At 68.9% G+C, this 22951-nt stretch carries 16 protein-coding genes and 3 pseudogenes; 12 read left to right on the forward strand and 7 right to left on the reverse strand.

Annotation, left to right across the window (positions count from 1 at the left end; genetic code table 11):
• Positions 1–4: 4 nt before the first annotated feature.
• The 3 genes from OV207_RS37710 to OV207_RS37715 form a co-directional block, all read right to left on the reverse strand.
• Positions 5–1636 carry a Tox-REase-5 domain-containing protein gene (locus tag OV207_RS37710; RefSeq protein ID WP_324291597.1) on the reverse strand — a complete coding sequence of 544 codons (1632 nt, stop codon included), beginning with the start codon at positions 1634–1636 and terminating at the stop codon, positions 5–7.
• Positions 1637–1767: 131 nt separating this feature from the next.
• Positions 1768–2532: an immunity 52 family protein gene (locus OV207_RS36555; protein WP_267559705.1), complete on the reverse strand. Its 765-nt coding sequence runs from the start codon at positions 2530–2532 to the stop codon at positions 1768–1770.
• A gap of 10 nt (positions 2533–2542) precedes the next feature.
• Positions 2543–4126, reverse strand: coding sequence for a Tox-REase-5 domain-containing protein (locus tag OV207_RS37715; RefSeq protein ID WP_324291598.1), 1584 nt, complete (start codon positions 4124–4126; stop codon positions 2543–2545).
• Positions 4127–4396: 270 nt separating this feature from the next.
• On the opposite strand from OV207_RS37715, the gene OV207_RS36570 reads away from it, so the two are divergent.
• The 10 genes and pseudogenes from OV207_RS36570 to OV207_RS36615 all read left to right on the forward strand — a co-directional run.
• Positions 4397–5851, forward strand: a complete 1455-nt coding sequence (locus OV207_RS36570; RefSeq protein WP_267559706.1) for a TolC family protein — start codon at positions 4397–4399, stop codon at positions 5849–5851.
• Entirely contained in the window at positions 5832–7310 is a 1479-nt protein-coding gene (locus OV207_RS36575) for a multicopper oxidase family protein (protein WP_267559707.1), read from the forward strand. The genes OV207_RS36570 and OV207_RS36575 overlap by 20 nt, the downstream gene beginning before the upstream one ends.
• A gap of 193 nt (positions 7311–7503) precedes the next feature.
• Positions 7504–9168: a sensor histidine kinase gene (locus tag OV207_RS36580; protein ID WP_267559708.1), complete on the forward strand. Its 1665-nt coding sequence runs from the start codon at positions 7504–7506 to the stop codon at positions 9166–9168.
• Between the two features lie 96 nt (positions 9169–9264).
• Entirely contained in the window at positions 9265–10071 is an 807-nt protein-coding gene (locus OV207_RS36585; RefSeq protein WP_267559709.1) for an acyl-CoA desaturase, read from the forward strand.
• A gap of 20 nt (positions 10072–10091) precedes the next feature.
• Positions 10092–10394, forward strand: coding sequence for a PRC-barrel domain containing protein (locus OV207_RS36590; protein WP_267559710.1), 303 nt, complete (start codon positions 10092–10094; stop codon positions 10392–10394).
• Positions 10395–10523: 129 nt separating this feature from the next.
• Entirely contained in the window at positions 10524–11009 is a 486-nt protein-coding gene (locus tag OV207_RS36595) for a PH domain-containing protein (protein WP_267559711.1), read from the forward strand.
• A complete protein-coding gene (locus OV207_RS36600) occupies positions 10999–12555 on the forward strand; it encodes a PH domain-containing protein (protein WP_267559712.1) in 1557 nt (518 codons plus the stop codon). The genes OV207_RS36595 and OV207_RS36600 overlap by 11 nt, the downstream gene beginning before the upstream one ends.
• A complete protein-coding gene (locus OV207_RS36605) occupies positions 12552–12953 on the forward strand; it encodes a low molecular weight phosphatase family protein (protein WP_267559713.1) in 402 nt (133 codons plus the stop codon). Before OV207_RS36600 ends, OV207_RS36605 begins: the two co-directional genes overlap by 4 nt.
• Positions 12954–13344: 391 nt before the next feature.
• Positions 13345–16158 (forward strand): hypothetical protein, encoded by a 2814-nt coding sequence (locus tag OV207_RS36610; protein WP_267559714.1) that lies wholly within the window; start codon positions 13345–13347, stop codon positions 16156–16158.
• Between the two features lie 349 nt (positions 16159–16507).
• Positions 16508–17625, forward strand: a pseudogene (locus OV207_RS36615) (IS3 family transposase); the annotation flags it as partial.
• A 30-nt stretch (positions 17626–17655) separates the two neighbouring features.
• Here OV207_RS36615 and OV207_RS36620 read toward each other — a convergent pair.
• Positions 17656–18087, reverse strand: a pseudogene (locus OV207_RS36620) (IS3 family transposase); the annotation flags it as partial.
• Between the two features lie 54 nt (positions 18088–18141).
• On the opposite strand from OV207_RS36620, the gene OV207_RS36625 reads away from it, so the two are divergent.
• On the forward strand, positions 18142–19359 hold the full coding sequence (locus OV207_RS36625; protein ID WP_267559715.1) for an IS3 family transposase: 1218 nt from the start codon (positions 18142–18144) through the stop codon (positions 19357–19359).
• Between the two features lie 29 nt (positions 19360–19388).
• Positions 19389–19625: pseudogene (locus OV207_RS36630) on the forward strand (integrase core domain-containing protein); the annotation flags it as partial.
• A 183-nt stretch (positions 19626–19808) separates the two neighbouring features.
• Here the strand turns inward: OV207_RS36630 and OV207_RS36635 are convergent.
• The 3 genes from OV207_RS36635 to OV207_RS36645 all read right to left on the reverse strand — a co-directional run bounded on the left by OV207_RS36635 (position 19809) and on the right by OV207_RS36645 (position 22785).
• A protein-coding gene (locus OV207_RS36635) for an IS3 family transposase (RefSeq protein ID WP_420715294.1) occupies positions 19809–21385 on the reverse strand; the annotation gives its coding sequence in 2 pieces (ribosomal slippage) (positions 19809–20897 and positions 20900–21385; 1575 coding nt in all).
• Complete coding sequence (locus tag OV207_RS36640) at positions 21349–22194, reverse strand: DDE-type integrase/transposase/recombinase (RefSeq protein WP_267559716.1); 846 nt, start codon at positions 22192–22194, stop codon at positions 21349–21351. The genes OV207_RS36635 and OV207_RS36640 overlap by 37 nt, the downstream gene beginning before the upstream one ends.
• A gap of 246 nt (positions 22195–22440) precedes the next feature.
• Positions 22441–22785 carry a hypothetical protein gene (locus OV207_RS36645; protein WP_267559717.1) on the reverse strand — a complete coding sequence of 115 codons (345 nt, stop codon included), beginning with the start codon at positions 22783–22785 and terminating at the stop codon, positions 22441–22443.
• Positions 22786–22951: the final 166 nt, after the last annotated feature.

The raw sequence follows: 22951 nt of genomic DNA on the forward strand, positions 1-22951 counted from the left end.
CGCCTCAAGGTAGTGGAGGAGTGAAGACGACTTCAATTTCCGTGATGCCCCTCCCCCGCAGAAGGTCCCGAATGGCCTCGGCCGTCTTCTGCTCCGCGACGTGCCACCGGATGCGGCTTCCCGTGCCGAAGGAGGCCCGGAGCTGTCGCTGAGCCTGCTCGACAAGGGCCTTCGCTCCCGACATCTCGAACCAGGCCTTGGGCGTAAGGTTGTCGAGGAACTTGTCCGCATAGCCGGGCCCCTTGGCCTCCAGGAGGATGCCCTCCGTGAAGCCATCGAACTTCACGCCACCGACCCAGTAGGCCTCGTCCGCCGAGTGCCCTGAAACCTGCTCCTGGTAGCGCCGGGCGCGCTCCGACATTGACTCCCTGGCAGGCCCCCACTTGCCGGGCCCGGCCGAGGGTGCGGCACCACCGCTCGTGGTCGCGTTGGCGCGCTGGAGGACGATGACCGCCCCGGGGCCACTGCTCAACACCGCCGCCGCGCGCCCCACCGGCACCGCGATTCGCTCCAGCACCAGCGCCCCCTCCGCGGACAACGAGAGCACCGGCACCGTGGCCTCGGCACCCGCCATCATCCCCGTCACCGTGCGCGTCGTCGCTGACGCCGCGCCCCAGGTGACAAGGACGTTCGTCGTCAGCTTCGCCACCTCGCGAATCTGCTCTCCGGCCGTCATGAGCAGGAAGCGCTCCCAGTACTCCGGCGAGGACGCGATGAGCGCCACCACGCCGGCTGGCAGGTGTCTCAACCCCGCGAGGCTGTCCGTCGGACGCGAAAGCACCTGTCCCAGCGCGTGGTACAGCCCCACGAAGGCGTCCTCCGCGCCATCCAGCGAGCGGTTGATGACGTCCGCGTCGTCGTACACCTCGGCCAGGGGCCTCGAGTCCGAGGCGCGCAACCGCGCATCCACGTGGCGGAAGACGCCACCCTTTCCGCTGTAGAAGCGCCCCAGTTCGAAGTGGCCCGCGCGGAACGCCCCGTCCTTCCATGTGACAGGCGCCACCTTCTGCTGCGTGCTCCCGTCGAGTGCCCACGCCAGGTACCCGTCCGGCCGCAGCACCGCCACCTGCTCCCGGGCGAAGCGCGCCACCCGGCGCACCAGCTCCTCCCGGGAGACTTCACCTCGCTCCAGCACCTCACGCAGCAGGAAACCCGCGGCCATGCGCGGCGGGAAGGTACGCAGCGTCACCGGCCTCTCCATCAGCCGCCCCAGCACCTCGACGGCGTCGTCGGGCGTGAAGGGGTTGCGGCGGACCGGCAGCGCGTCCACGTCCTCCAGCCCCGCGCGCACCAGCAACTTCTCGAAGGCGTCCACGTCCAGCAGCCCCAGCTCCAGGGCCTGTCGCGACACCTCTCCGGGACGACCGCCAAGGATGACCGTCCCCCTCGGCACGCGCACCGCCTCTCGGTGACGCTCTTCCCCCAGCTCTTCGCCTTCCGCCTCGGCGCTCCGGCGCCTCTCCCCGGAGCCGTCCAACGCGTAGCCCGACCGCTGCCGGAGCCCTCGCGCACCTCCGCTCCCGGAAGAGGCCTCCACCCCGGCGCAGCCGGCGGCCACGAGTGCCAGACACACAACCACCACGAAGTCCGTGCGCATCTTCCACTCCCGGCCATCTCTGTTGAACGCAGGCGACATGACAGCATCCACCCTGCTCCGACCCGGATGCGATCCGTTCACCCGGCCCCTGACATGCACGGTGCCCAGGAGCCACATCGCGGCCCGCCGCGCGGCGCGCAAGGTCACTGCCTGAGCACGTCTCCCGAAGCTCAGGGAGCCAGGGGCTTCATCAGCCCTGCCTTGGCCAGGAGCCCCCGCACCTGCTCGGCCAGTGCGAGGTGCTCCGGGTTCTTCACGGTGAAGCGCTCGGGGGTCAGGATGATCAGCGTGCCCTTGTCCTCCACCGGCTCGATGCGCACGGGGGCAGGCAGCGGGGGCACCGTGCCCAGGCGGCGCGAGAGGTAGGTGATCCAGCCCAGGGAGAATGGCGCTGAATCGGGTTCCTGGGACTGACTCTCGTAAGCGTGTGAAGTGGCGAATGCCCAGTCTGGCTCCCAAGCCAGCGCCATGCTTCTCACCGCCCCCGTCAACACGGGGGAGGTGAGCACCCCGTCCGCGTTCGCGCCACGTCCCAGCGTGGGCAACTTCAACACGCACGAATTGAGAACGGCCTCATCATGGCCACCACAAAGGATTCGGAGATCCGCGCTGTCGTAATCCCCACCGCCGTTGCCGAACCAGAAGGTGTAGCCCAACGACTCGATGGGAGGCCCTCCGCTCTCCCGATTGACGCCGCGCCGGAACAACTCGGTGAGGGAGGACACGTCTGGCGGCATGAGCGGGTGTTGTCGCGCATCCTTGCGGGACCGGGCCGGCTTGTACCAATGGGCCAGAAATGGATCGCACTGAGCCAGCAGGTTGAGGAAGTCCGCGGTGCGCCGTGCACACTCCTCGGCCGACTCTTTACGGGGTCCCCAATAAGCACCGGAATAGTAGGTCTCAGGCTGGCTCTGGGGCACAGACGTGTCGGTCACGGGGCTCTCCTCATCGCGCTGGCGTGTGGATGACAGCAATCTCCTTGATCTTGTTTTCCTGGAACAGCTTCCGGATGGCATCTGCGACCGACTTCTCAGCGATGTGCCATTCGATGGGGATGCCCGTTCCCCTCACCCTCGAAATCTGCCGATTGGCCTGCTTGACCAGTTCGACAGCTCCCGAGTCCTTGAACCAGGATTTGGGATCAAGGTTGTCGAGGAACTTGTTCGCATAACCGGGCCCCTTGGCCTCCAGTAGCACGCCGTCCGTGAAGCCGTCGAACTTCACATCGCCAACCCAGTAGGCCTCGTCCGCCGAGTGCCCTGAAACCTGCTCCTGGTAGCGCCGGGCGCGCTCCGACATCGACTCCCTGGCGGGCCCCCACTTGCCGGGTCCGGCCGAGGGTGCGGCACCGCTCGTGGTCGCGTTGGCGCGCTGGAGGACGATGACCGCCCCAGGGCCACTGCTCAACACCGCCGCCGCGCGCCCCACCGGCACCGCGATGCGCTCCAGCACCAGCGCCCCCTCCGCGGACAACGAGAGCACCGGCACCGTGGCCTCGGCACCCGCCATCATCCCCGTCACCGTGCGCGTCGTCGCTGACGCCGCGCCCCAGGTGACAAGGACGTTCGTCGTCAGCTTCGCCACCTCGCGAATCTGCTCCCCGGCCGTCATGAGCAGGAAGCGCTCCCAGTACTCCGGCGAGGACGCGATGAGCGCCACCACGCCCGCTGGCAGGTGTCTCAACCCCGCGAGGCTGTCCGTCGGACGCGAGAGCACCTGCCCCAGCGCGTGGTACAGCCCCACGAAGGCGTCCTCCGCGCCATCCAGCGAGCGGTTGATGACGTCCGCGTCGTCGTACACCTCGGCCAGGGGCCTCCAGTCCGAGGCGCGCAACCGCGCATCCACGTGGCGGAAGACGCCGCCCCGTCCGCTGTAGAAGCGCCCCAGCTCGAAGTGGCCCGCGCGGAACGCCCCGTCCTTCCATGTGACAGGCGCCACCTTCTGCTGCGTGCTCCCGTCGAGCGCCCACGCCAGGTACCCGTCCGGCCGCAGCACCGCCACCTGCTCCCGGGCGAAGCGCGCCACCCGGCGCACCAGCTCCTCCCGGGAGACTTCACCTCGCTCCAGCACCTCGCGCAGCAGAAAGCCCGCGGCCATGCGCGGCGGGAAGGTGCGCAGCGTCACCGGCCTCTCCATCAGCCGCCCCAGCACCTCGACGGCGTCGTCGGGCGTGAAGGGGTTGCGGCGGACCGGCAGCGCGTCCACGTCCTCCAGTCCCGCGCGCACCAGCAACTTCTCGAAGGCGTCCACATCCAGCAGGCCCAGCTCCAGCGCCTGTCGCGACACCTCTCCGGGACGACCGCCAAGGATGACCGTTCCCCTCGGCACGCGCACCGGCTCACGGTGACGCTCTTCCCCCAGCTCTTCGTCTTCCAGCTCCACACCCGGTCGTCTCTCGCGGGAGGTCTCGGAGAACGAAGCGGAGCCCTGGCGGAGCACCCTGGAGCCTCCTCGCCCGGCGGAGGTCTCGACCCCGGCGCATCCCAGGAGCGCCAGGGCCAGGCTCAACACCACGACGTCCGCGCGCATCGTCCACCCCCAGGCCCCCATGCTCGCAGGCAGGCGTCAGGGATGCTGCCACCCCGCTCCGACACGGGGACGTGACGCGCGAGCTCCCACTCCGGTCATCACAGTGTGACGTCCACGGTCACACCCTGCCCTCGGAGGCAGCGGCTGCGTGCGACTCCGAACTCCGTCGTTCCGTGGGTTTGCGCTGGCCAACGTCCTGGCCCGTCCCTTGCTCGACAGCGGTTCGCATCCTGGCTTGCCGTTCAGGCACGCCCTGTTCCGAGGTCTCGTGTGCACTGGAAATACCCCTGCCTCCTCGCGGTCTTCTTCCTGGGTGGCTGCGCCTCCGTGCGCAAGGAGCGCGGGCATTCGGAGGTGGCGGCGCTCGTGGAGGAGCGCACGGGCCTGAAGACTCGCTGGAACCAGGGCACCCCCGAGGACGCCCAGGTGCAACAGCACCTGGAGGCGCTGCTCGCCGGAGCCCTCACGTCGGATCGCGCGGTGGAGGTGGCGTTGCTCAACAACCCGGCCCTCCAGGGCACGTACGAGGAGCTGGGCGTGTCCCAGGCGGACATGGTGCAGGCCGGGCTGCTGACCAACCCTTCGTTCAGCGGGAGCGTCGGCTTCCCGCTGTCCTCCGACGGCAACACCGAATCGGAGTTCTCCATCGCCCAGAGCTTCGTGGACCTCTTCACGCTGCCCCTGCGCAAGCGCGTGGCGAAGGAGCAGTTCATCGCGGACACGCTGCGTGTCGCGCACGAGGCCCTGGTCACCACCGCGGAGGTCCGTCAGACGTTCACCGAGGTCCAGGCGCGCCAGCAGCTCGTCGCCCTGCGCCGCGAGGTGCTCCTGGCCGCTGATGCCGCGGCGGACCTCGCGGCCCGGCAGCGCACCGCGGGCAACGTCACGGTGCTGGCGCTCGCCACCGAGCAGGCGGCGCTGGAGCAGGCCCGGCTGGAGCTCGCCCAGGATGAGCTGGCGCTGTTCGAGGCCCGCGAACACCTCAACCGGCTGATGGGCCTGTTCGGCCCCCGGGTCCAGTGGACGCTGACGGAGAAGCTGCCGGAGGTGCCAGCCTCGGAGACGTCGCTGGAGCGCCTGGAGACGCTCGCCATCCGGCAGCGGCTGGACATCGACGCGGCCCGCAAGCAGGCCTCGCTGCTGTGGAACGCGCTGGAGCTGGCGCGCAGCACGCGCTTCTTCGGCCGCGTGGAGGTGGGCGTGCACACGCACCGCGACGCGAACGGCCCCCGCCTCCTGGGCCCCACGCTGTCGCTGGAGCTGCCCATCTTCGACCAGAGACAAGCCCTCATCGCGCGGCTGGAGGCCCAGCACCGCCAGGGCGAGAACCGGCTGACGGAGCTGTCCGTGAACGCCCGCTCGGAGGTGCGCGCCGCGAGGGCCCGGCTGGTGACGCTCCGGAACATGGCGGAGCGCTACCACAAGGTCGTGCTCCCGCTGCGCGCCACCATCGTCGAGGAGTCACAGCGCCAGTACAACGCGATGCAGATCGGCCTGCCGGTGCTCCTCATCGCCCGGCGCGAACAGGTGGAAGCCTGGCGCGCCTACCTGGAAGCCGTCCGCGACTACTGGTCCACCCGCGCCGACCTGGAGCGCCTCGTGGGAGGACGCCTCCCCAAGGCCGCCGCGCCTCCTGCCGCCACGCCTCCTGCCGCCACGCCTCCTCCCACCACGCCTCCCCTGCCCCCTTCCCCGGAACCCACCCATGAGCACCACGCCCACTGACGAAGCGCCCCGGGCGCCCGAGGACACGGAGTCCCAGGCCCCCACGGAGCAGCCCGCTCCCTCACTCACCCGCCGAAGCCTCCTCGCACGCACGGGCGCCACGCTGGCCACCGGGGCCCTGCTGATGCAGGGCCGCGAGGCCCGAGCCCAATCCGACGTGCCCGGCGCCAGGGCCCCGCGTGATCACTCCGCAGCGGCCTCTGGAGGCCGCGTCGCACGCCAGACGCACCTGCCGCCCGGACGGGCGGGACGGGACTACCAACCCATCGTGGTGCCCAACGGCACGAAGCTGCCGTGGAAGGACGTGGGCGGCGTGAAGGTGTTCCACCTGGTGGCGCAGGAGGTGGAGCACGAGTTCGCGCCCGGCCTCAAGGCCACCTGCTGGGGCTACAACGGCCAGGTGCACGGCCCCACCATCGAGGTGGTGGAGGGCGACCGCGTCCGCTTCTACGTCACCAACCGGCTGCCCGCGCACACCACCGTGCACTGGCACGGCCTCCTGCTGCCCAACGGCATGGACGGCGTGGGCGGCCTCAACCAGAAGGCCATCGCACCGGGGGAGACCTACCGCTACGAGTTCACGGTGCGCCAGTCGGGCACGGGCATGTACCACTCGCACCACGACGAGATGACCCAGATGGCGCTGGGCATGGTGGGCCTGTTCGTCATCCACCCGCGCAAGCCGGTGGGCCCGCGCGTGGACCGCGACTTCGCCATCATGCTGCACGAGTGGCGCATCGACCCGGGCACCCACCGCCCGGACCCCAACGAGATGACGGACTTCAACGTCCTGACGATGAACGCGAAGGCGTTCCCCGGCACGGAGCCGCTCGTCGTGCGTCAGGGCGAGCGCGTGCGCATCCGCTTCGGCAACCTGAGCGCGATGGACCACCACCCCATCCACCTGCACGGCTACCAGTTCCGCATCACCGAGACGGACGGAGGCCGCATCCCCGACAGCGCGCAGTGGCCGGAGACGACGGTGCTGGTGCCCACCGGCAGCACGCGCACCATCGAGTTCGTCGCGGACGAACCCGGCGACTGGGCCATGCACTGCCACATGACCCACCACGTGATGAACCAGATGGGCCACGACCTGCCCAACCTCATCGGCGTGAAGCCCGGGGGCCTGGATGCGAAGGTGCGCCCGCTGCTGCCCGGCTACATGACCATGGGCCAGACGGGCATGGGGGACATGGGCGGCATGCACCACATGCCCGTGCCCGCGAACTCCATCGCCATGGTGGGCGGCAAGGGGCCCTACGACGAGATCACCATGGGCGGCATGTTCACCCTGCTCAAGGTCAGGGCGAGGCTGGACGGCGAAGGCGACCCTGGTTGGTACGCACTGCCGCCGGGAACCCAGGCCCAGCTCGCGCAGTCAGACGAGTTGCGCCGCGACGGCATCAACGTGGACGCCCCACCTCCCGTGGAACCCGCGGGCGCCCGACGGGGCTGAACCGGCGGGAAGGACACGAACCTCCGGCAGGCGACCGCACCGTCGCCAGCAATCAAGCCCTTGCGCTGGCGACCCGCTCCCTCCACCTTTTTTGAAATGCCCGGATCGCAACACCCCGGCGCCGCCCTGGTCGCTCGTCCCATGCAGCAGTGCTAGCGCGGCTCCAGGGACCTCCAGTGCCCCAGGAAGCGCAATGGCGATGGTCAGTGTCGCGGACATCATTCGAACGCATCACGCGGAAATCATCCGGCGGTGGACGGCGGAGGCGAACCGGACCGCGTCGGCCCGGGGGCTCGGGGCGCCCGAGTTCAGGAACATCATGCCGACGTACCTGTCCTCCCTCGCCGAGAAGGGGGGGGAGACGCCCGGGACCGGCATCAGCAAGCAGCAGGAATACGTCCAGAGCCATGTGTCCGCGCGGCTTCGCCAGGGCTTCCACGTAGCGGAGGTCGTCGAGGAGTTCGCCCTCCTGGGACGGTGCATCACCCAGATGTGGAGCAGCGCTCCGCACGACCAGCAACCCGAGGCCCAGGACGTCGAGTGGCTCCTCACCGAGCTGCATGCGGCCTCCTCGGCGGTGACGGACCTCTTCAGCAAGCACCTGCTGGAAGATGAGCAGACGGAGAAGCGCTACCTGCGCCTGCTCCAGCAGGTGGCCAGCGAGGCGCTGGGCTCGGACGCAGCGACCCTGCGCGACCGCCTGAAGGAGGTGCTCGAGCTCATCCGCGAAGCGATGGGAGCCCAGAGCGTGGCGCTGCTCCTGTACGAGCCGGCGACCCAGAAGCTCGTGACCGCGGCCTCCGCGGGCGCCGCGGATGAGGACTTCGAGCACTACGCCACGTCACTGGCACTGTCGTCCTTCCCGGGAACGGTCGCGGCCGCGGGAGAGGAGACCAGCACGCTGCGGGACGCCAGGACCACGAGCATGGAAGTGAGCGACACGCTCCGCAACAGCGGCATCCGCTCCGTGCTCGGCGTCCGGCTTCCTCCCCACCATGCACTGATGGGGGTCCTGTACGTGGGCATCTCCGAGGTCCGGGAGTTCACCATCCGGGAGAAGACGCGGCTCCAATCGCTCGGGCAACACCTGAGCGTCCACCTGGACAACGCCAGGCTGTACGCGGACCTGCGGGAGAAGATCGAGGACCTCAAGGCGGAACGTGCGCTGCGCGAGCGGTTCGTTTCGGTCCTGGCCCACGACCTGCGCGGCCCCCTGTCCGCCGCGAGGATGGGGGCCCAGATGCTCATGCGCTTCCCCGAGAAGCTGGATGAGCGGCGCGAGTTGGCGTTGAGGATCGACCGGAACATCGAGCGCACGGACCGGATGGTCCGGGACCTGCTCGACGCCAATCGCATCCGCGCGGGAGAGCGGCTGCCGCTGCGCCTGGATGAGTGCGACCTCGGAGGGGTCGCCCAGGAGGTCGTCGAGGAGCTGCGGGCCGTCCACGGAGAGCAGTTCGTCCTCGTCGCGGAGGAGCGCGTCCAGGGCATCTGGAGCGCCGAGGAGCTGCGTCGCGCCCTGTGGAACCTGGGGAGCAACGCCTTCAAGTACGGAGCGCCCGGTCAGCCCATCACCTTCACCATCGCCAGGACCCCGTCAGGGGCGCGGGCCGCCGTTCACAACCACGGCCCCATGATTCCCCGCGCCGAACAGGAGAGCATCTTCCAGCCCTTCACCCGGACGCGCGCCGCGCAGGGCGGGCCCGCCAGGGGCTGGGGACTGGGATTGACGCTGGTGTGGGGCTGCGCCCAGGCGCACGGCGGGAAGGTCACCGTCACGAGCGAGGACACCACTGGGACGACCTTCACCCTGGAGCTGCCCCTGGACTCCCGGCCGTTCCAGGCCGAGCCCTCATAGGGAGGGCTTCGCGCAACAGGTGCGCCTGGCCACGGAGGCGCGGTGGTTTCGGGCCGGGCCTGACAGGGGGGTGACATGCCGGGAGGTTCTCCCTGCATGGTTCCCTTCTTCTTCGCCTCCCACTGGTCGCTGAGCGTGCTCTTCCAGAGCCTCTTCCAGCACCGCTACGCCGCGCACCGCATGTTCACGGCGGGGCCGCGCACCGAGCGGGCCCTGCACCTGTCGACGGCCCTGGTCCAGGGGTCGAGCTACCTGGACCCCAGGGCCTACGCCATCCTGCACCGTGAGCACCACGCCTACGCGGACACCGAACGCGATCCGCACTCGCCCGTGCACCAGAAGAACCCGCTGCGCATGATGCTCCACACGGCGCGCCGCTATGCGGGCCTGCTCACCGGCCGCATCGCCTCCGAGCCGCGCTTCCTCGGGGGCTACCCCGAGTGGCCCGCCGTGGACCGGGTCTTCAACCAATGGCCCACGCGCATCGCCTTCGGCGCGCTCTACACCTTGTTCTACAAGCGCTTCGCCACGCGCCCGTGGCACTGGGCGCTGCTGCCCATGCACTTCGTGATGGGGCCGGTGCACGGCGCCATCGTCAACTGGTGCGGACACCGCTACGGCTACCGCAACTTCGCCAGCCGGGACGCGTCCCGCAACACGCTGCCCGTGGACGTGCTGTGCATGGGCGAGCTGTTCCAGAACAACCACCACGCCCGGCCGGCGAGCCCCGACTTCGCGGCGAAGCGCTTCGAATTTGATCCCACCTGGCAGGTGATGCGCCTGCTCGCCCGGTTGAAGCTCATCCGCATCGAGCAGGCGCCGCAGGGCAGGCAAGCCACCCGGACCCGGGTGGGAAGCCGTGAGAACAGCGGCGGAGCGCTCGCGGCATCCCCATCCTTGTGAGTGAGGAAAGGAGTTGGCACATGCGCTTTGCAGAAAGCGTCGCCCAGGGCCGTACGGTCGTCGCGGCGGGAGGACAGAAGCTGGGGACCGTGGAGACCCTGACGATCAACGACGAGACCTGGAAGGTCGAATCGTTCCAGGTGAAGCTGGCCTCGGAGAGCTCCGAGCAGCTGGGGGTGTATTGGAACTACTTCCACGCGGGCCGGGCTGACGTGCCCACGCGATGGATCCACTCGGTGAGCGACACCGTGGTCCTCTCCATCACGATCGAGGAGCTGGGCCGGGTGCTCTTCACGAGCTCGGAGATCGCGCAGGCCCCGTGAGGGGACGGCGCGACGCTCCGCTGTTTCAGCAGGCAGGAAGAACCTGAAGCCCCGTTCAGTTTTACAGTCAAGTTCCAGCGGGAGGGGTTGGATGGCGGTACATTCGGGGAGTCCCCGGAGGAATCGCCCATGACCGCTCCCCTGCCGACGCTGGAACGCCTCCCTCGCGGAGCGCTCACGTTGTTCCGCATCCGGGCGCTGCTGCGCATCGGGGTGTACGGGGCCGTGGCCTTCGGCGTGGCCCTGATGCTGTCGTTCTCGGGCGTGGAGCACTGGCCCTTCCTGCTGCCGTGCGCGGTCGTGCTGGGGCTGAGCGTGCTGACGGCGTGGTATCCGCAACGCGCGCATGAGCGGTGGGGCTGGGCGCTGCGCGAGCATGATCTGGTCATCTCCCACGGCGTGCTGATGCACCAGGTGGTGTCCATCCCCGCGGGCCGCATCCAGCACGTGGACGTCCACCAGGGCCCCATCGAGCGCTCCCTGGGATTGGCGCGCCTCCAGATCTTCACCGCCGCGGGCAGCGGCGCGGACGGAGAGATTCCGGGCCTGGCCCGGGAGACGGCGGATGCGCTGCGCGAAAAGCTGGTGCGGCGCGAGGCGGACGATGTCGTCTGAGCCCGTGTCCGTGTCCGCGGAGGCCCTGCCCGTCGCAGCGGGAGAAGTTGCCTGGAAGCGGCTGAGTCCCAAGGCGCCGCTGGCGGCGCTGGTGCCCCTCACGGGGATGGTGGGGCGCATGCTCCTGGGCGCGCTGCTGCCCACGTACTTCGCGGGCGAGCGCGGCCTGCCCACCGTGCTCTGGGTCATCGTGGTGGGTCTGGCGCTGTTGATGCTCGCCATCGGGCTCTATGAGGTGGCCACGCTGAGCTACCGCCTGGACGGCGCCCAGTTGGAGATCCGCTCCGGCATCTTCACGCGCACCTCGCGCTTCATCGAGGCGGCGCGGGTGCAGAACACGGAGGTGCTCCAGCCGTTCGTGTCGAAGCTGCTCGGGCTCGTGGAGGTGAAGGTGGAGACGGCCTCCGGGGGCAAGGCGGACGGCCACCTGCGAGGCCTGACACCGGAGGACGCGCAGGCGCTGATCGACGCGCTCCAGGTGGTGCGCGGCGAAGGTCCGGCGGGGCTCCTCCCGGCCACGCCGGGAGACGCCGCGCCGGGCGAGCGGGTGCTCTCCGAGGCCCGGCTGGGCGCGCTGCTGCTCTACGGCGCGACCGCGCTGGGGGTGGGCGTGCTCGCGGTGGTGATGGGCGCCCTGCATGAGATCACCGAGACCTTCCACAAGCTGCTGCTCCCCTGGATGGAGGCGCACTGGGAGGCGGTGGCGGCGCCCGGCATGGGGTGGCTGGCCGCGACGGTGGCGGCGCTCGCGGGGCTGTTCGGCCTGTGGGTGGTGAGCGGCGCCCGCGCGGTGCTGCGCTTCCATGGCTTCCGGCTGGTGGACACCGGCACGCACCTGCGCGCGGTGGGCGGCCTCATTACGCGCCGGCAGGTGACGGTGCGGCGGGCGCGCATCCAGCAGGTGGTGCTGGATGAGCCCCTGCTGCGGCGCGCGCTGGGCTTCGGCTCGGTGGAGGTGGAGACGGCGGGTGTCCGGGCCGGCAAGGAGGCCACGGAGCGCGCGGAGCTGCTGGTGCCCGTGGTGCCCACCGCGAGCATGCCCGGCCTGCTGCGCGAGTTCGTTCCGGAGCTGCCGGACGCCATCGACGCCCTGCCCCTCAAGCCCGCGCATCCGAAGGCGTTGTTGCGTGCGCGCATCCGCGCGGTGGGCCTGGGCGTGCTCGTGGCCGCGCCCGCGACGTGGTTCTGGGGCCCGTGGGGGGCGCTCGCCTGGGGCCTGGTGCCCGCGCAGCTCCTGGCCGCGTGGTTCGACTGGCGCTTCCAGGGCTGGCTCATCACCGACGCGCTGGTGGTGGTGCGACAGGGCTTCTGGCGCAGGCGCACCACGGTGGTCCAGCGCGCGCGCATCCAGTCCGTCCGCGCGCGACAGGGCCCGCTGGAGCGCGGCTACGGCATCGGGCACGTGAGGATCGACGTCGCGGGTTCCTACGTCGTGCTGCCGAGCGTGGGCTGGGACGAAGCGCAATCGCTCATCGACCTGCTCCCGGCCCGCCGCGTCCCGAAGCGCGCGGGCCTCCGCCTGCCAGCCCAGGAGTCGTCACCATGACGTCGGTCATCTTCGCCTGCGTCCACAACGCCGGCCGCTCGCAGATGGCGGCGGCCTGCTTCAACCTCCTGGCGGATCCGGCCAGGGCGCGGGCCCTCTCCGCGGGGACCCAACCGGGAGCGCGTGTCCATCCCGAGGTCCAGACCGTGATGGCGGAGGCCGGCGTCGACCTGTCATCCGCCCACCCCCAGCGCCTCACCGATGAGCTGGCGCAAGGTGCCCAATGGCTCATCACCATGGGATGCGGGGACGCGTGCCCCTTCGTGCCCGGACTGAAGCGTGGCGATTGGCCTTTGGAGGATCCGAAGGGCAAGCCATTGGAGCGAGTGCGGGAGATTCGCGACGAGGTCCGCGAGCGCGTCATGGCATTGCTAGAACAAGAAGGTTGGGCCCGGTAGCGCAATCCCTTCCACCCAAACAGGCTAGACCCTCACGGCAACTCTTCCCACAGGGAGTCTTACCGCCTGAGGTTCCACCAACCTGTTCGGGGCTGAGCGGGCGTGTGCCCCATGAGGGCTGCACGGCTTCTCCACCGGCTTGGCGCACAGCTCGGCGGCACCCGTCAGCGTCCCTCCTCGGTACCTCCGCTCCAGCCCCCACCCTCAACAGGCCTTCTATTCGCACTATCTGCAACATCCACGCCCACCTGAAGCCCGGGGGCCGCTTCGTCACGTACACGGTTCAACCCCGGGTTCAGCGCGAAGGGGCCCAACAGCACCCGCCATGGCATCACGATGTTGGGCGCGTGAGGATGGAGGCGGCGGTTGGTGTGTACCCCAAGGAGAAGGCATGCGTTTCCACTGCACCATTTGCGGCTTCCAGGCTTTCTACATGCTCAAGCCGGCGCGGTGCCGGGCTTGTGGCGCCCAGAACTCGATGAAGGAGGGCGGCCCTGGCTTCAAGAAGAAGCAGGCCTTCGCCAAACGGGAGACCTTCACCCTTCGATCCGGTCTGGTCCTGTTCTTCCATCGGGACCAGGACTTCACCGAGCGGGCCCAGGAGGCACGAACGAAGCTTCAATCCTTCAGCACGCAACCGGACCTCAAGCGAAAGCACAACCAGAAGGACACCCCCGGACAGGTCATCCTGCCCTATCAGCCGCCAGCGAAGCGGCGCCGCCTGGAGCCCAAGAAGCTGGTCCCCCTGGTCATGGAGGAGGCGCCGCACCTGGACCCAGGACTGGACCTGGGCGTCGGCACCTTCAACCTGAACCACTTCGGGGACAGGACCGCCAAGGCCAAGCAGGCCATCCTCCTGCTACTCTTCGAGCGCAACCCCTGGCTGGACGTCCTGGTGCTCCAGGAGGTCAACAAGAAGGGGCTTCCGCTGCTGAAGGCCATCGACTTCACCGGCCACGGGCTCACGCTGGTGATGGGTCCCCAGATGCAGGCGGTCTACCCGAGATACAATGGCGAGCCGGAGGATGGCGAAGAAGACGACGGGCTCGAGGACGATGGGGACGTCGAGGGCTATCTCTTCAAGGCCGGCGACGGAAATTGGACCCTCGGGAAGAGCCAGAACGAGTGGTATCCCATCATCTACAGGAACAGCTCCGGCATCCAGCTCCGCTGGCGGGCCTTCAATGGCGCGCAGGTCATCAAGGACGAAAACAGCGACACGGGTGCCCCCATCCAGTGGGCGAAGTCTGTCAAGCGCACCCATGAGCCTTCGGGATGGAAGACCAAGTACCCGCACACCGTGAAGGAGCTCGTCGCCACACGGAAGCTGCAGTACCAGCAGCTCAACACCCACTTCATGCACTGGCGCCCGGTCGTGGTCTACGACCTCGTCGTCAACGGCGATAAGAGGAACGCGGTCCACATTGGCGTGGTCCACACCTCTCCGGCGGGGAAGGGCCTGGGCCGCAAGGGTGAGTACGAGCAGGTGTCTGGGTTCTTCGAGCACATCGCGCAAGAACGCGAGACGCATTGGATCATTGCGGGCGACTACTACGTCGATCCCGAAGCCACGCTGAAGTTTGACAGCGACAGCAAGCGGCGGCAGTGGAGCGACCTCTTCCACGTGAAGATGGACGCGCTGGGGCTGGAGCTCGCGGTGACCGTCTCCGCGACGAACCAGACCCCGCTGCACCACCGCAGCGTGAGCTCAAAGAAGAACAAGGAGAGCTACGAGGAGAAGGGCTACGTGAAGGACTGGGCCCAGGTGGAGGGCCGCTTCATGCTCAACAAGCGCGCCGACTTCTTCGTCATCAGCCGGACCTTTGCCCTCCACCACACGGGTATCTTCTCTCCCGCCCGGGGCCTGCTCCCGGTGGATCCGAACCACAACGCGCTGGACTGGTGGGCGAAGACGAGCGACCACGCCCCCACGGGCGGCATCTTCTGCACCACGCCGTTCTCACGAAAGTGGGCGGAGAACCGGCAGTTGTTGCTCACGGACTCGCTGCGCGAGCGTCAGTCCCGGGCCAAGTTCGAGACCTGGGAGCTCCAGAAGCAGGCGGTGGACGCGCTGCTGTTCTCACTCCACCAGGTGTCCTTGATGGTGGATGGGTTGGGACAGGAGCCGCGGAAGCTGGCCTGCCAGACGTGTGTGTTGATCAGCAAGGCGTTGAATACACCGACCGCGGTCGCCATCCGGGGCGCGCCCTATGAACCCGAAACCCAGAGCTACCTCGCCTGGAAGAAGGGCGCCGAAGGCGTGACGGACCAGCACCTGAGCGAGTTCTTCGGCCTCTGCTCCCAGGTGGGCACGTCCCTGCTGTTGACGCACGCCACCCCGCTGGACGAGTTCGCGCGCGCCTTCCGCAATGCCTACCGCGCCATCCAGCAGATCGGCATCCGTCCCCGGGGTTTTGACCTCACCCCCGAATCGCAGCGGTACGACACGCTCAAGCCCGGCGCCCGGAACCTGCCGCGGGACTTCTCCATCCGCGTGGGCTCGCCGCGGACGCGGGACCTGGAGGAAGGAATCCTCAAGTTGCTGCGGGACTACCTGAAGGAGCAGAAGCAGGGGGGCACACCGCTCGACACCCATTGCATCCAGGGCAGCCTCAACCAGTTCCAGATCCCGGGTGGACGGACCGCGTGCTCGGCGATGGCGGTGCTGGGGATCGCGGCGATGCTGAACCACGGGCTCGACTCCGACGGCATCGACAACGTCCTGCTGGAAGGCACGGCGCTCTACCAACGGATGCTCACGGATACAGAGGACGAGGCCCTGCTGATGGAAGCGCTGGCCCTGTCCTGCGACAGGGTCGTGGACCCCGGGGTCCTGCAACCCCAGGCGCCCTACTACAACCCGCTGGAGATTCCCGAAGCGGAGATCACCCGGCGCGGCCTCCGGCTGGAGGGCGCGGGAACGGTCCGTGTGGAGCGGCTGGGCGAGGAGCTGGCCTCCATCCTGAAGCAGCGACCCCGGATGGGGGTGGCCCTGGTGATGGGCGGCTACACCGTGGCCCTCACCCGGAACGAAGATGCCTACTATCTATTCGACTCCCATGGTTGGAAGGACTGGAGGAATGCCTTCGTGCAGCGGTTCACGTTCCCCAACACGCTGCTGGAGCTGGTCGGGAAGATGGCGAGGAAGCGCACCCTCTTCGACCCGGATGTGGGCGTCACCCTGTACCTGCCCGAGAACGGATGACGCCCCTGCGTGAGGGGCCAGCCGGGAAGGGTCCTTCTTCCTTCCCTGAAATTCCGGTAACCGTTCACCGGACAGTGCCTGCTTGAAGGGACTGCCAGGCAGCGGACGGTGGGCGGGACGGCGCTCGACGGTGGCGGCTGTGGCGTGACACACCGCCACGCGTGGCGGAGCTCGACCCCAAGGATGCGCGCATCGCGGAATTGGAAGCGCAGGTGGCAGCGCGCGCGACGCGGTCATCGTCGAGCTGATGGCGAAGGTGGAGGCCCTCACCGCGCGGCCCTCTCTGCCAACGTGAGTGAGACAGTTCGTACCCGGTAGTTTAGCGTGCAGGGCGAGCCAGGCAGGAACAATGAATCCGGTGGTGAAAGAGGCTCGGGTTGGGGAGACCGAGGTGGTGGAGAAGGCGAAGCGTCGTCGCTTCACGGCGGAGGACAAGCGACGCATCCTCGAGGAAGCGGACCGCTGCACGAAGCCCGGTGAGGTAGGAGCGCTGCTGCGGCGCGAGGGGCTGTACTCCTCGCTCTTGAGCGTGTGGCGGCGCCAACGTAAGGCCGGAGGGCTGGCGGCCCTGGCGCCCTCCAAGCGAGGCCCCCCGGCGAAGGTGGCCGAGCCAGGTGCGCGGAGAATCGCCGAGCTGGAGAAAGAGTTGGCCCGCTCCCAGGCGCGACTCAAACGCGCCGAGGCCCTGCTGGAGCTCCAAAAAAAAGTATCGGAAATCCTGGGAGTGGAACTGCCCAAGCAAGACGAGGAGCCCTGATGGCCGCGGCACGCGAGGCCGTGGGCGAGCTGGGCATCGCGCCGGTGTGCCAGGTGATGGGCCTGCCACGAGCCACCTTCTACCGCCGACTGCGGCCGAAGCAGGGGCCGGCCCGGGAGCACCGTCAGCCGCGGGCCTTGTCCCCCGAGCAGCGGGCCGAGGTGCTCGCCGTGCTGCATGAGCCGAGATTCGTGGATGCAGCGCCCGCGGAAGTCTACGCGCAGCTGCTCGATGAGGGGCGCTACCTGTGCTCGGAGCGCACGCTGTACCGGGTGTTGGCCGAGAACCAGGAGGTGCGCGAGCGCAGAAACCAGCTGCGCCACCCCAACCACCCAGCGCCCCAGGTGCACGCGACGAAGCCGAACGAGCTCTGGAGCTGGGACATCACCAAGCTGCACGGCCCGGCGAAGTGGACGTACTTCTACCTCTACGTCGTCATGGACGTCTTCAGCCGCTGCGTCGTCGGCTGGCTGGTGGCGCACCGCGAGTCGGCCGCGCTCGCCCAGAAGCTCCTGGCGCAAACCTGCGAGCGTCAGGGCATTCAACCCGGCCAGCTGACGATTCACGCCGACCGTGGCTCCTCCATGACGTCCAAGCCCGTGGCCCTGCTGATGGCGGACCTCGGCGTGACGAAGACGCACTCCCGGCCCCACGTCTCCAACGACAACCCCTTCAGCGAGGCCCACTTCAAGACGCTGAAGTACCGCCCTGGGCGTGACCCGGTTCCGTAGACAGGTTGGTTACGCGGCCAGCCTACTCGTTGTGGCCACTCGCTCGAACTCGGCGGGGCTGAGGTAGCCCAGGGCGGAGTGGCGCCGCTTCCGGTTGTAGAATACCTCAATGTACTCGAACAGTGCGCACCGTGCCTGCTCGCGCGTCTTGAAGCGGGTGACGTAGACGAGCTCCAGCTTCAATGTGGAGAAGAAGCTCTCCGCCACCGCGTTTTCCCAGCAGTTGCCTTTGCGCGACATGCTGCACTCGATGCCTCGCACTTCAAGCAGCCGGCGGTAGTCCTCGCTCGCGTATTGACTGCCGCGGTCGGAGTGATGGAGCGCTGGCGCAGGCCGTTCCAGGAGCGCCATGTCGAGCGCGGACAGCACCAATTCGCGGTCGATTCGCTCGTCCATGGCCCAGCCCACCACCTTGCGGCTGAAGAGGTCCAGCAGCACCGCTGGTGTAGCCCCCTGAAGAGTCGGACAGGCTCGATCGGCTAGAAAGCGAGTCTGATGATGGAGAAGAAGACCCACGAGAGAGCCCCGGAGGGGCCCGAGAGCAAGCGCCGCCGCCGGTACTCGGCGGAGGAGAAGCTGCGTCTGGTGGCCGAGTGCGAGGCGCCGGGCAGCAACGTCTCCCTGGTGGCCCGCAAGTACGGCGTCAACGCCAGCCTGCTGTTCCGGTGGCGGCAGTTGAAGGAGTCGGGTGGCGTGTCGGGGCTGCAGGCCGGCGAAGCCGTGGTGCCCGAGTCCGAGGTCCAGGCGCTCAAGGCCCAGGTGCGCGAGCTGCAGCGGCTGCTGGGCAAGAAGACGCAGGAGGCCGAAATCCTCCGGGACGCGGTGGAGCTGGCGCGCGAAAAAAAAACTATTGTCGCCCGCGGCCTTGTCCAAGCTGGGAGGCATTCTGTGAGCGCGGTGGCCCGGGCCCTCGCGGTCGCCCGTTCCACGTTGCACCGCCCCCTTTCCCCTCGGCAGCCCCGCCGCCCGGACGCCCAGGCCGACGCCGAGGTCCTTGAGGAACTCAAGACCGTTGTCGGCCAGAGAGCCACCTACGGCTACCGCAGGGCGTGCGCTGTCCTCACCCGGCAGCGCCGAGCCGAGGGCAGGCCCGGCGTGAACCACAAGCGCGTCTACCGCCTCATGCGCCAGGGCCGACTGCTGCTGCAACGCCATACCGGCAAGCCGACGCGCACCCACGAGGGCCAGGTGGTGACGCTCAAGTCCAACCTGCGCTGGTGCTCCGACGGCTTCGAGGTGCGCTGCTGGAATGGCGAGCGCGTCCACGTCGCCTTCAGCCTGGACTGCTGCGACCGCGAAGCCATCGCCTTCCAGGCTGCCGCCCAGCCGCCCACCGCGCTCACCATCCAGGACCTCATGGTCGAGACGCTCGAGGCCCGCTTCGGCCCGGGCACCGCCAAGGCGCCCCACCCGGTGGAGTGGCTGTCGGACAACGGCCCCGTCTACACCGCCAAGGACACCCGCGACTTCGGCCTGGGTCTCGGCCTGCGGGTGTGCACCACGCCCTCGTACTCTCCCCAGAGCAACGGCATGGCCGAGGCCTTCGTGAAGACTTTCAAGCGCGACTACGTGTACGTCAACGAGTTGCACTCGGCAGCCCATGTCCTGGCGCAGTTGCCCGCCTGGTTCGACGACTACAACCGCTGCCACCCTCACCGGGGCCTCAAGATGAAGTCACCCCGCGAGTTCCGTACTGCTAACTCTCAACCCTGAGCTGTTCGATTTGACGGGGGCAACTCCACGCATCCAGCCCCTCTTTCGTCCGCAGTCCCGAGGGCAACGGCTGCGCCGAGCGATTCATCCGAGCCCTCAAGGAGCAGCTGCTCTGGGTGCGCACCTTCTCCACCGTGGAGGAACTGCGGCGGGCCCTGCTGGAGTGGGCTCACCGGTACAACGATCACTGGCTGCTGGAGCGCCACAACTTCCTCTCGCCGAGTCAGGCCCGGCGAGCGCTGATGCAGTCGAAGCAGGCGGCCTGATTACAACCAATCTGGTGTCTCAACAATCCGGTGCGGTACACCCTCGCGCCCCTTGAAGAAGTTGGACTGGACGTACTTGACGCCCGCTTCCACCTTGCCCTTCTTCTGGGGCGCGTACGGCGGCGTCGGGTCCACCTTGAAGCCGTAACGGTGAGCGTCAAGGTAGTTGTCGCATGAAAGGGTTCAGCCGATGCGCTTCAGTTCCTGTCCTTCCGGTGAGGGGTTGAGGCGCACGGGGCCCGCGGGCGTCCAGTCGCGCGTGTCGCGGCTCCATCGCTCGGGGTGACGCGCGCGAGCACGCTGGTACACTTGGTGGCGCTGGGCGAGCAGCGCGACGTCGAGGCCGAAGTGCCTGGCTTCCGGCGTGACGAAGCGGATGGCGGAGTGCCGGTGCTCGGTGTTGTACCAGGTGACGAAACGCACCACCCACGCTTGCGCGTCCCGCGTCGAGGCGAAGGCTCGCTGGGGGAAGGAGGGGCGGTACTTCAGCGTGCGGAAGAGGGCCTCGGAGAAGGCGTTGTCGTCCGAGACGCGGGGTCGGCTGAAGGAGGGGGCCACGCCCAGCCATTGCAGCGTGGCCAGCATCGTGGCGCCTTTCATGGGGCCGCCGTTGTCCGAATGCAGCACCAGGTCCTCGGGGCAGCCCGCCTCGTGCCAGCTTTGGCGGATGAGGGCCGCGGCGTGCGCGGACGACTCCTCCTCGTGGACGCGCCAGCCCATGATGCGGCGGCTGAAGACGTCCACCACGAGGTAGAGGTAGAGGAAGCAGCCCTTCACCGGCCCCTTCAGGTAGGTGATGTCCCAGCTCCACACCTGGCAGGGCGCGCGGGCCGTATGCTCGGCCCTGGGGCGCGGCGTGGGAGGCTTCGCGCGGCCCCGGTGCACCAGCTGTCCTGCCTCGCGCAGCACCCGGTAGAAGCTCGCCTCGCTGGCCACGTATTCGCCCCGGTCCGCGAGTCTCGGCACCAGCTGCTTGGGCGAGACGTCGCGGAACTCCTCGCTGTTGGCCACCGCCAGCATGCGGCGCTTCTCGATTTCGGAAAGGCGGTTGGCGGGCCGGGTGCGCGGACCGCACCGCCCGTCCTGCGCGGTGGCCGGCTTCCTCCAGCGTTGAATGGTGCGAGGGGCCACCCCGAGCCGCTCGCAGACGGCCTCCAGGCGCACGCCCTGCTGGAGGGCCTCCTCGACGTGGGCGAGCGTCATTTCTCGCGCTTCTCGTCCGCTGCGTCGTCCTCGTCGTCCAGCTCCCGCTCGTCCCAGCCCGTCGCCTGAAGTTTTTTTTCGAGCACCAGCAGCGCCGCCGTCTCCGCCAGTGCCTTCTCCTTGCGGCGCAACTCGCGCTCCAACTCCTTCACCCGCTTCTCGGCCGCCGCCAGCCGCCTGCGCTCCTTGGCCGGCAGGGCCTGCGTGGAGGCGCCCGATAGGGCTCCCGCCGTCGCCTGCTGCCACTCTTGCAACTGCTCCTCATGCAGACCCTCACCGCGCAGCAGCGCCCCCAGCGCTTCGCCCGTCAGCCCCTGGACCGCCACCAGCACGCGCAGCTTCTCCTCGGGTGTCCACTTCTTCGGCGCGGCAGGCACGGCGGGCTTCTTCTCCTCGGGCGGGGGCGTCATCGCCGCCAACTTATTCGCCTCCCGCAACCACTGCGACAACGTCGGCTGCGACACGCCCACCTGGCGGGCCAGCGCCGCGGCACTCACCGCGCCGGGGCCCACCATCCGCTTCACCATCTGGGACTTGAATCCATCCGTGTACGGCACTGCGTCCTGCCTGCTCTCGCCCCCAAGGCGTGGTCATCCCGGCCGCTCAGCCGAGGCGACAACTTCCCTGACACAGGGGGGTAATGCCGCGCCACCTCGCGGTAGCCGCGGTTGAGGGCGGACGGCTCGTCCGGGGTGAAGGCCGCGCGCAGCACGGCGGCCTTCAAGTTGTCCGGCACCACCGTCTGTACCACGCCGCCCAGCTGCTCGAAGGCCTCCACGTGCAGCCGCAGCCACGTCGGCAGCGACTGCTCGAAGACGACGTCCGCCACCAGGTAGCGGCTGTGCGCCAGCACCAGGACGAAAACCCAAGCCTTCCTCGGCACCTTCTGCCGGGGGCACAGCAGCTTCCCCACGTAGCCGAAGTCCACCTGCGCCACCTCCCCTGGCGCGGTGACGACGGGGATGGCGACGTCCTCCGCCCGCACGCCCCGCGCCTTGCGCAGCTGCCGCACCATCCGCTTCACCGCCGAATCGCTGGCGCTGAAGCCCTCCACCTCCAGCCGCAGCCTGTCGTGAATCGCGCGGGCGCCCAGTCCCTGAGCAAGCCACGCCTCCACGCGCGGCTGCCACTCCACCAGTGATGACGTCTGCTGCGCGGGCACCCTCAGCGGCCGGTGCTCCAGCACCAGCACCTTGAGCGCTTCCAACTCGGGCACCTCCTCCGGGCGTCCCTCCAGCATTCCTGCCGCCGTGAGTGCCGCGCGGTACGCCCGCTCCGTATTCGGGCCCATCCTCAACAGCCGGGCCACTTCGCGCGCACCCGTCCCCATCCGGTGCAGGCGCACCAACTCTCTCAACCTGTCCATGTCGACTCTCCGGTAACTCATCCGCGCGCGCCCCTCCGCGCACCGCTCCGGCGGTGCTCGGTGGGGCGTGAGGATGCATGGGATGACCGCTCAGGTAGGCACTCAGCCCACCCACTGGCCACGTTTCTTCTGGCGGCCTTCGCCCTGAGCCGACCGCCGCACCCGCTTCTCTGACGGGCGATCCGCTTGGCCGACCCGGCTACGAACAGCTTGGCCGACCCGACTGCGATCCATTACCCCGGCCCGTTACACCACCGCGCCGCGCCAGGCGAAGCCCGTCTCGGACGCCACCGCCGGGGCGGCGACGGGGCCACGCAGGTAGACGGTACGCACCGGCAGGCCCTCATGGGCCTCGCCTCGAGGCGCCTCTTCGATTCCGAGCCGTGAGCCCTCGGCCTCCAAGAGCAACCCGAAGACGACGGCGTAGCGCGCGGCCTCCCGCGCCCAGGCCGCATGCGGTGGCGCGTGTCCCTCGTCGATGAGCAGGGAGCGCTCGCGACGAGGGCCCTCTTCCAGGTCCTCGCCCGTCCACCGGGGCCGCCAGGGCGCGAGGACGGAACTCCCGTCGCCGAGCAGCCCCAGAAGGAACATGGTGCCGTCCAGGGTGTACCCGGACAGGGAGAGAGTATCCCCGAAGAGGCGGGCACCCTCGTCAGGCTGCCGCACCTACAGCAACCAGGGCTGGCGCAGTAGGGCGGGCGGCGTGTCGGGGAGTGCGTGGATAGCAGTCACTGCGACGCCCCGTGAGGCTGCGCCT

This window comes from Corallococcus sp. BB11-1 (assembly GCF_026626625.1).
In the GTDB taxonomy this organism is placed as follows: domain Bacteria; phylum Myxococcota; class Myxococcia; order Myxococcales; family Myxococcaceae; genus Corallococcus; species Corallococcus soli.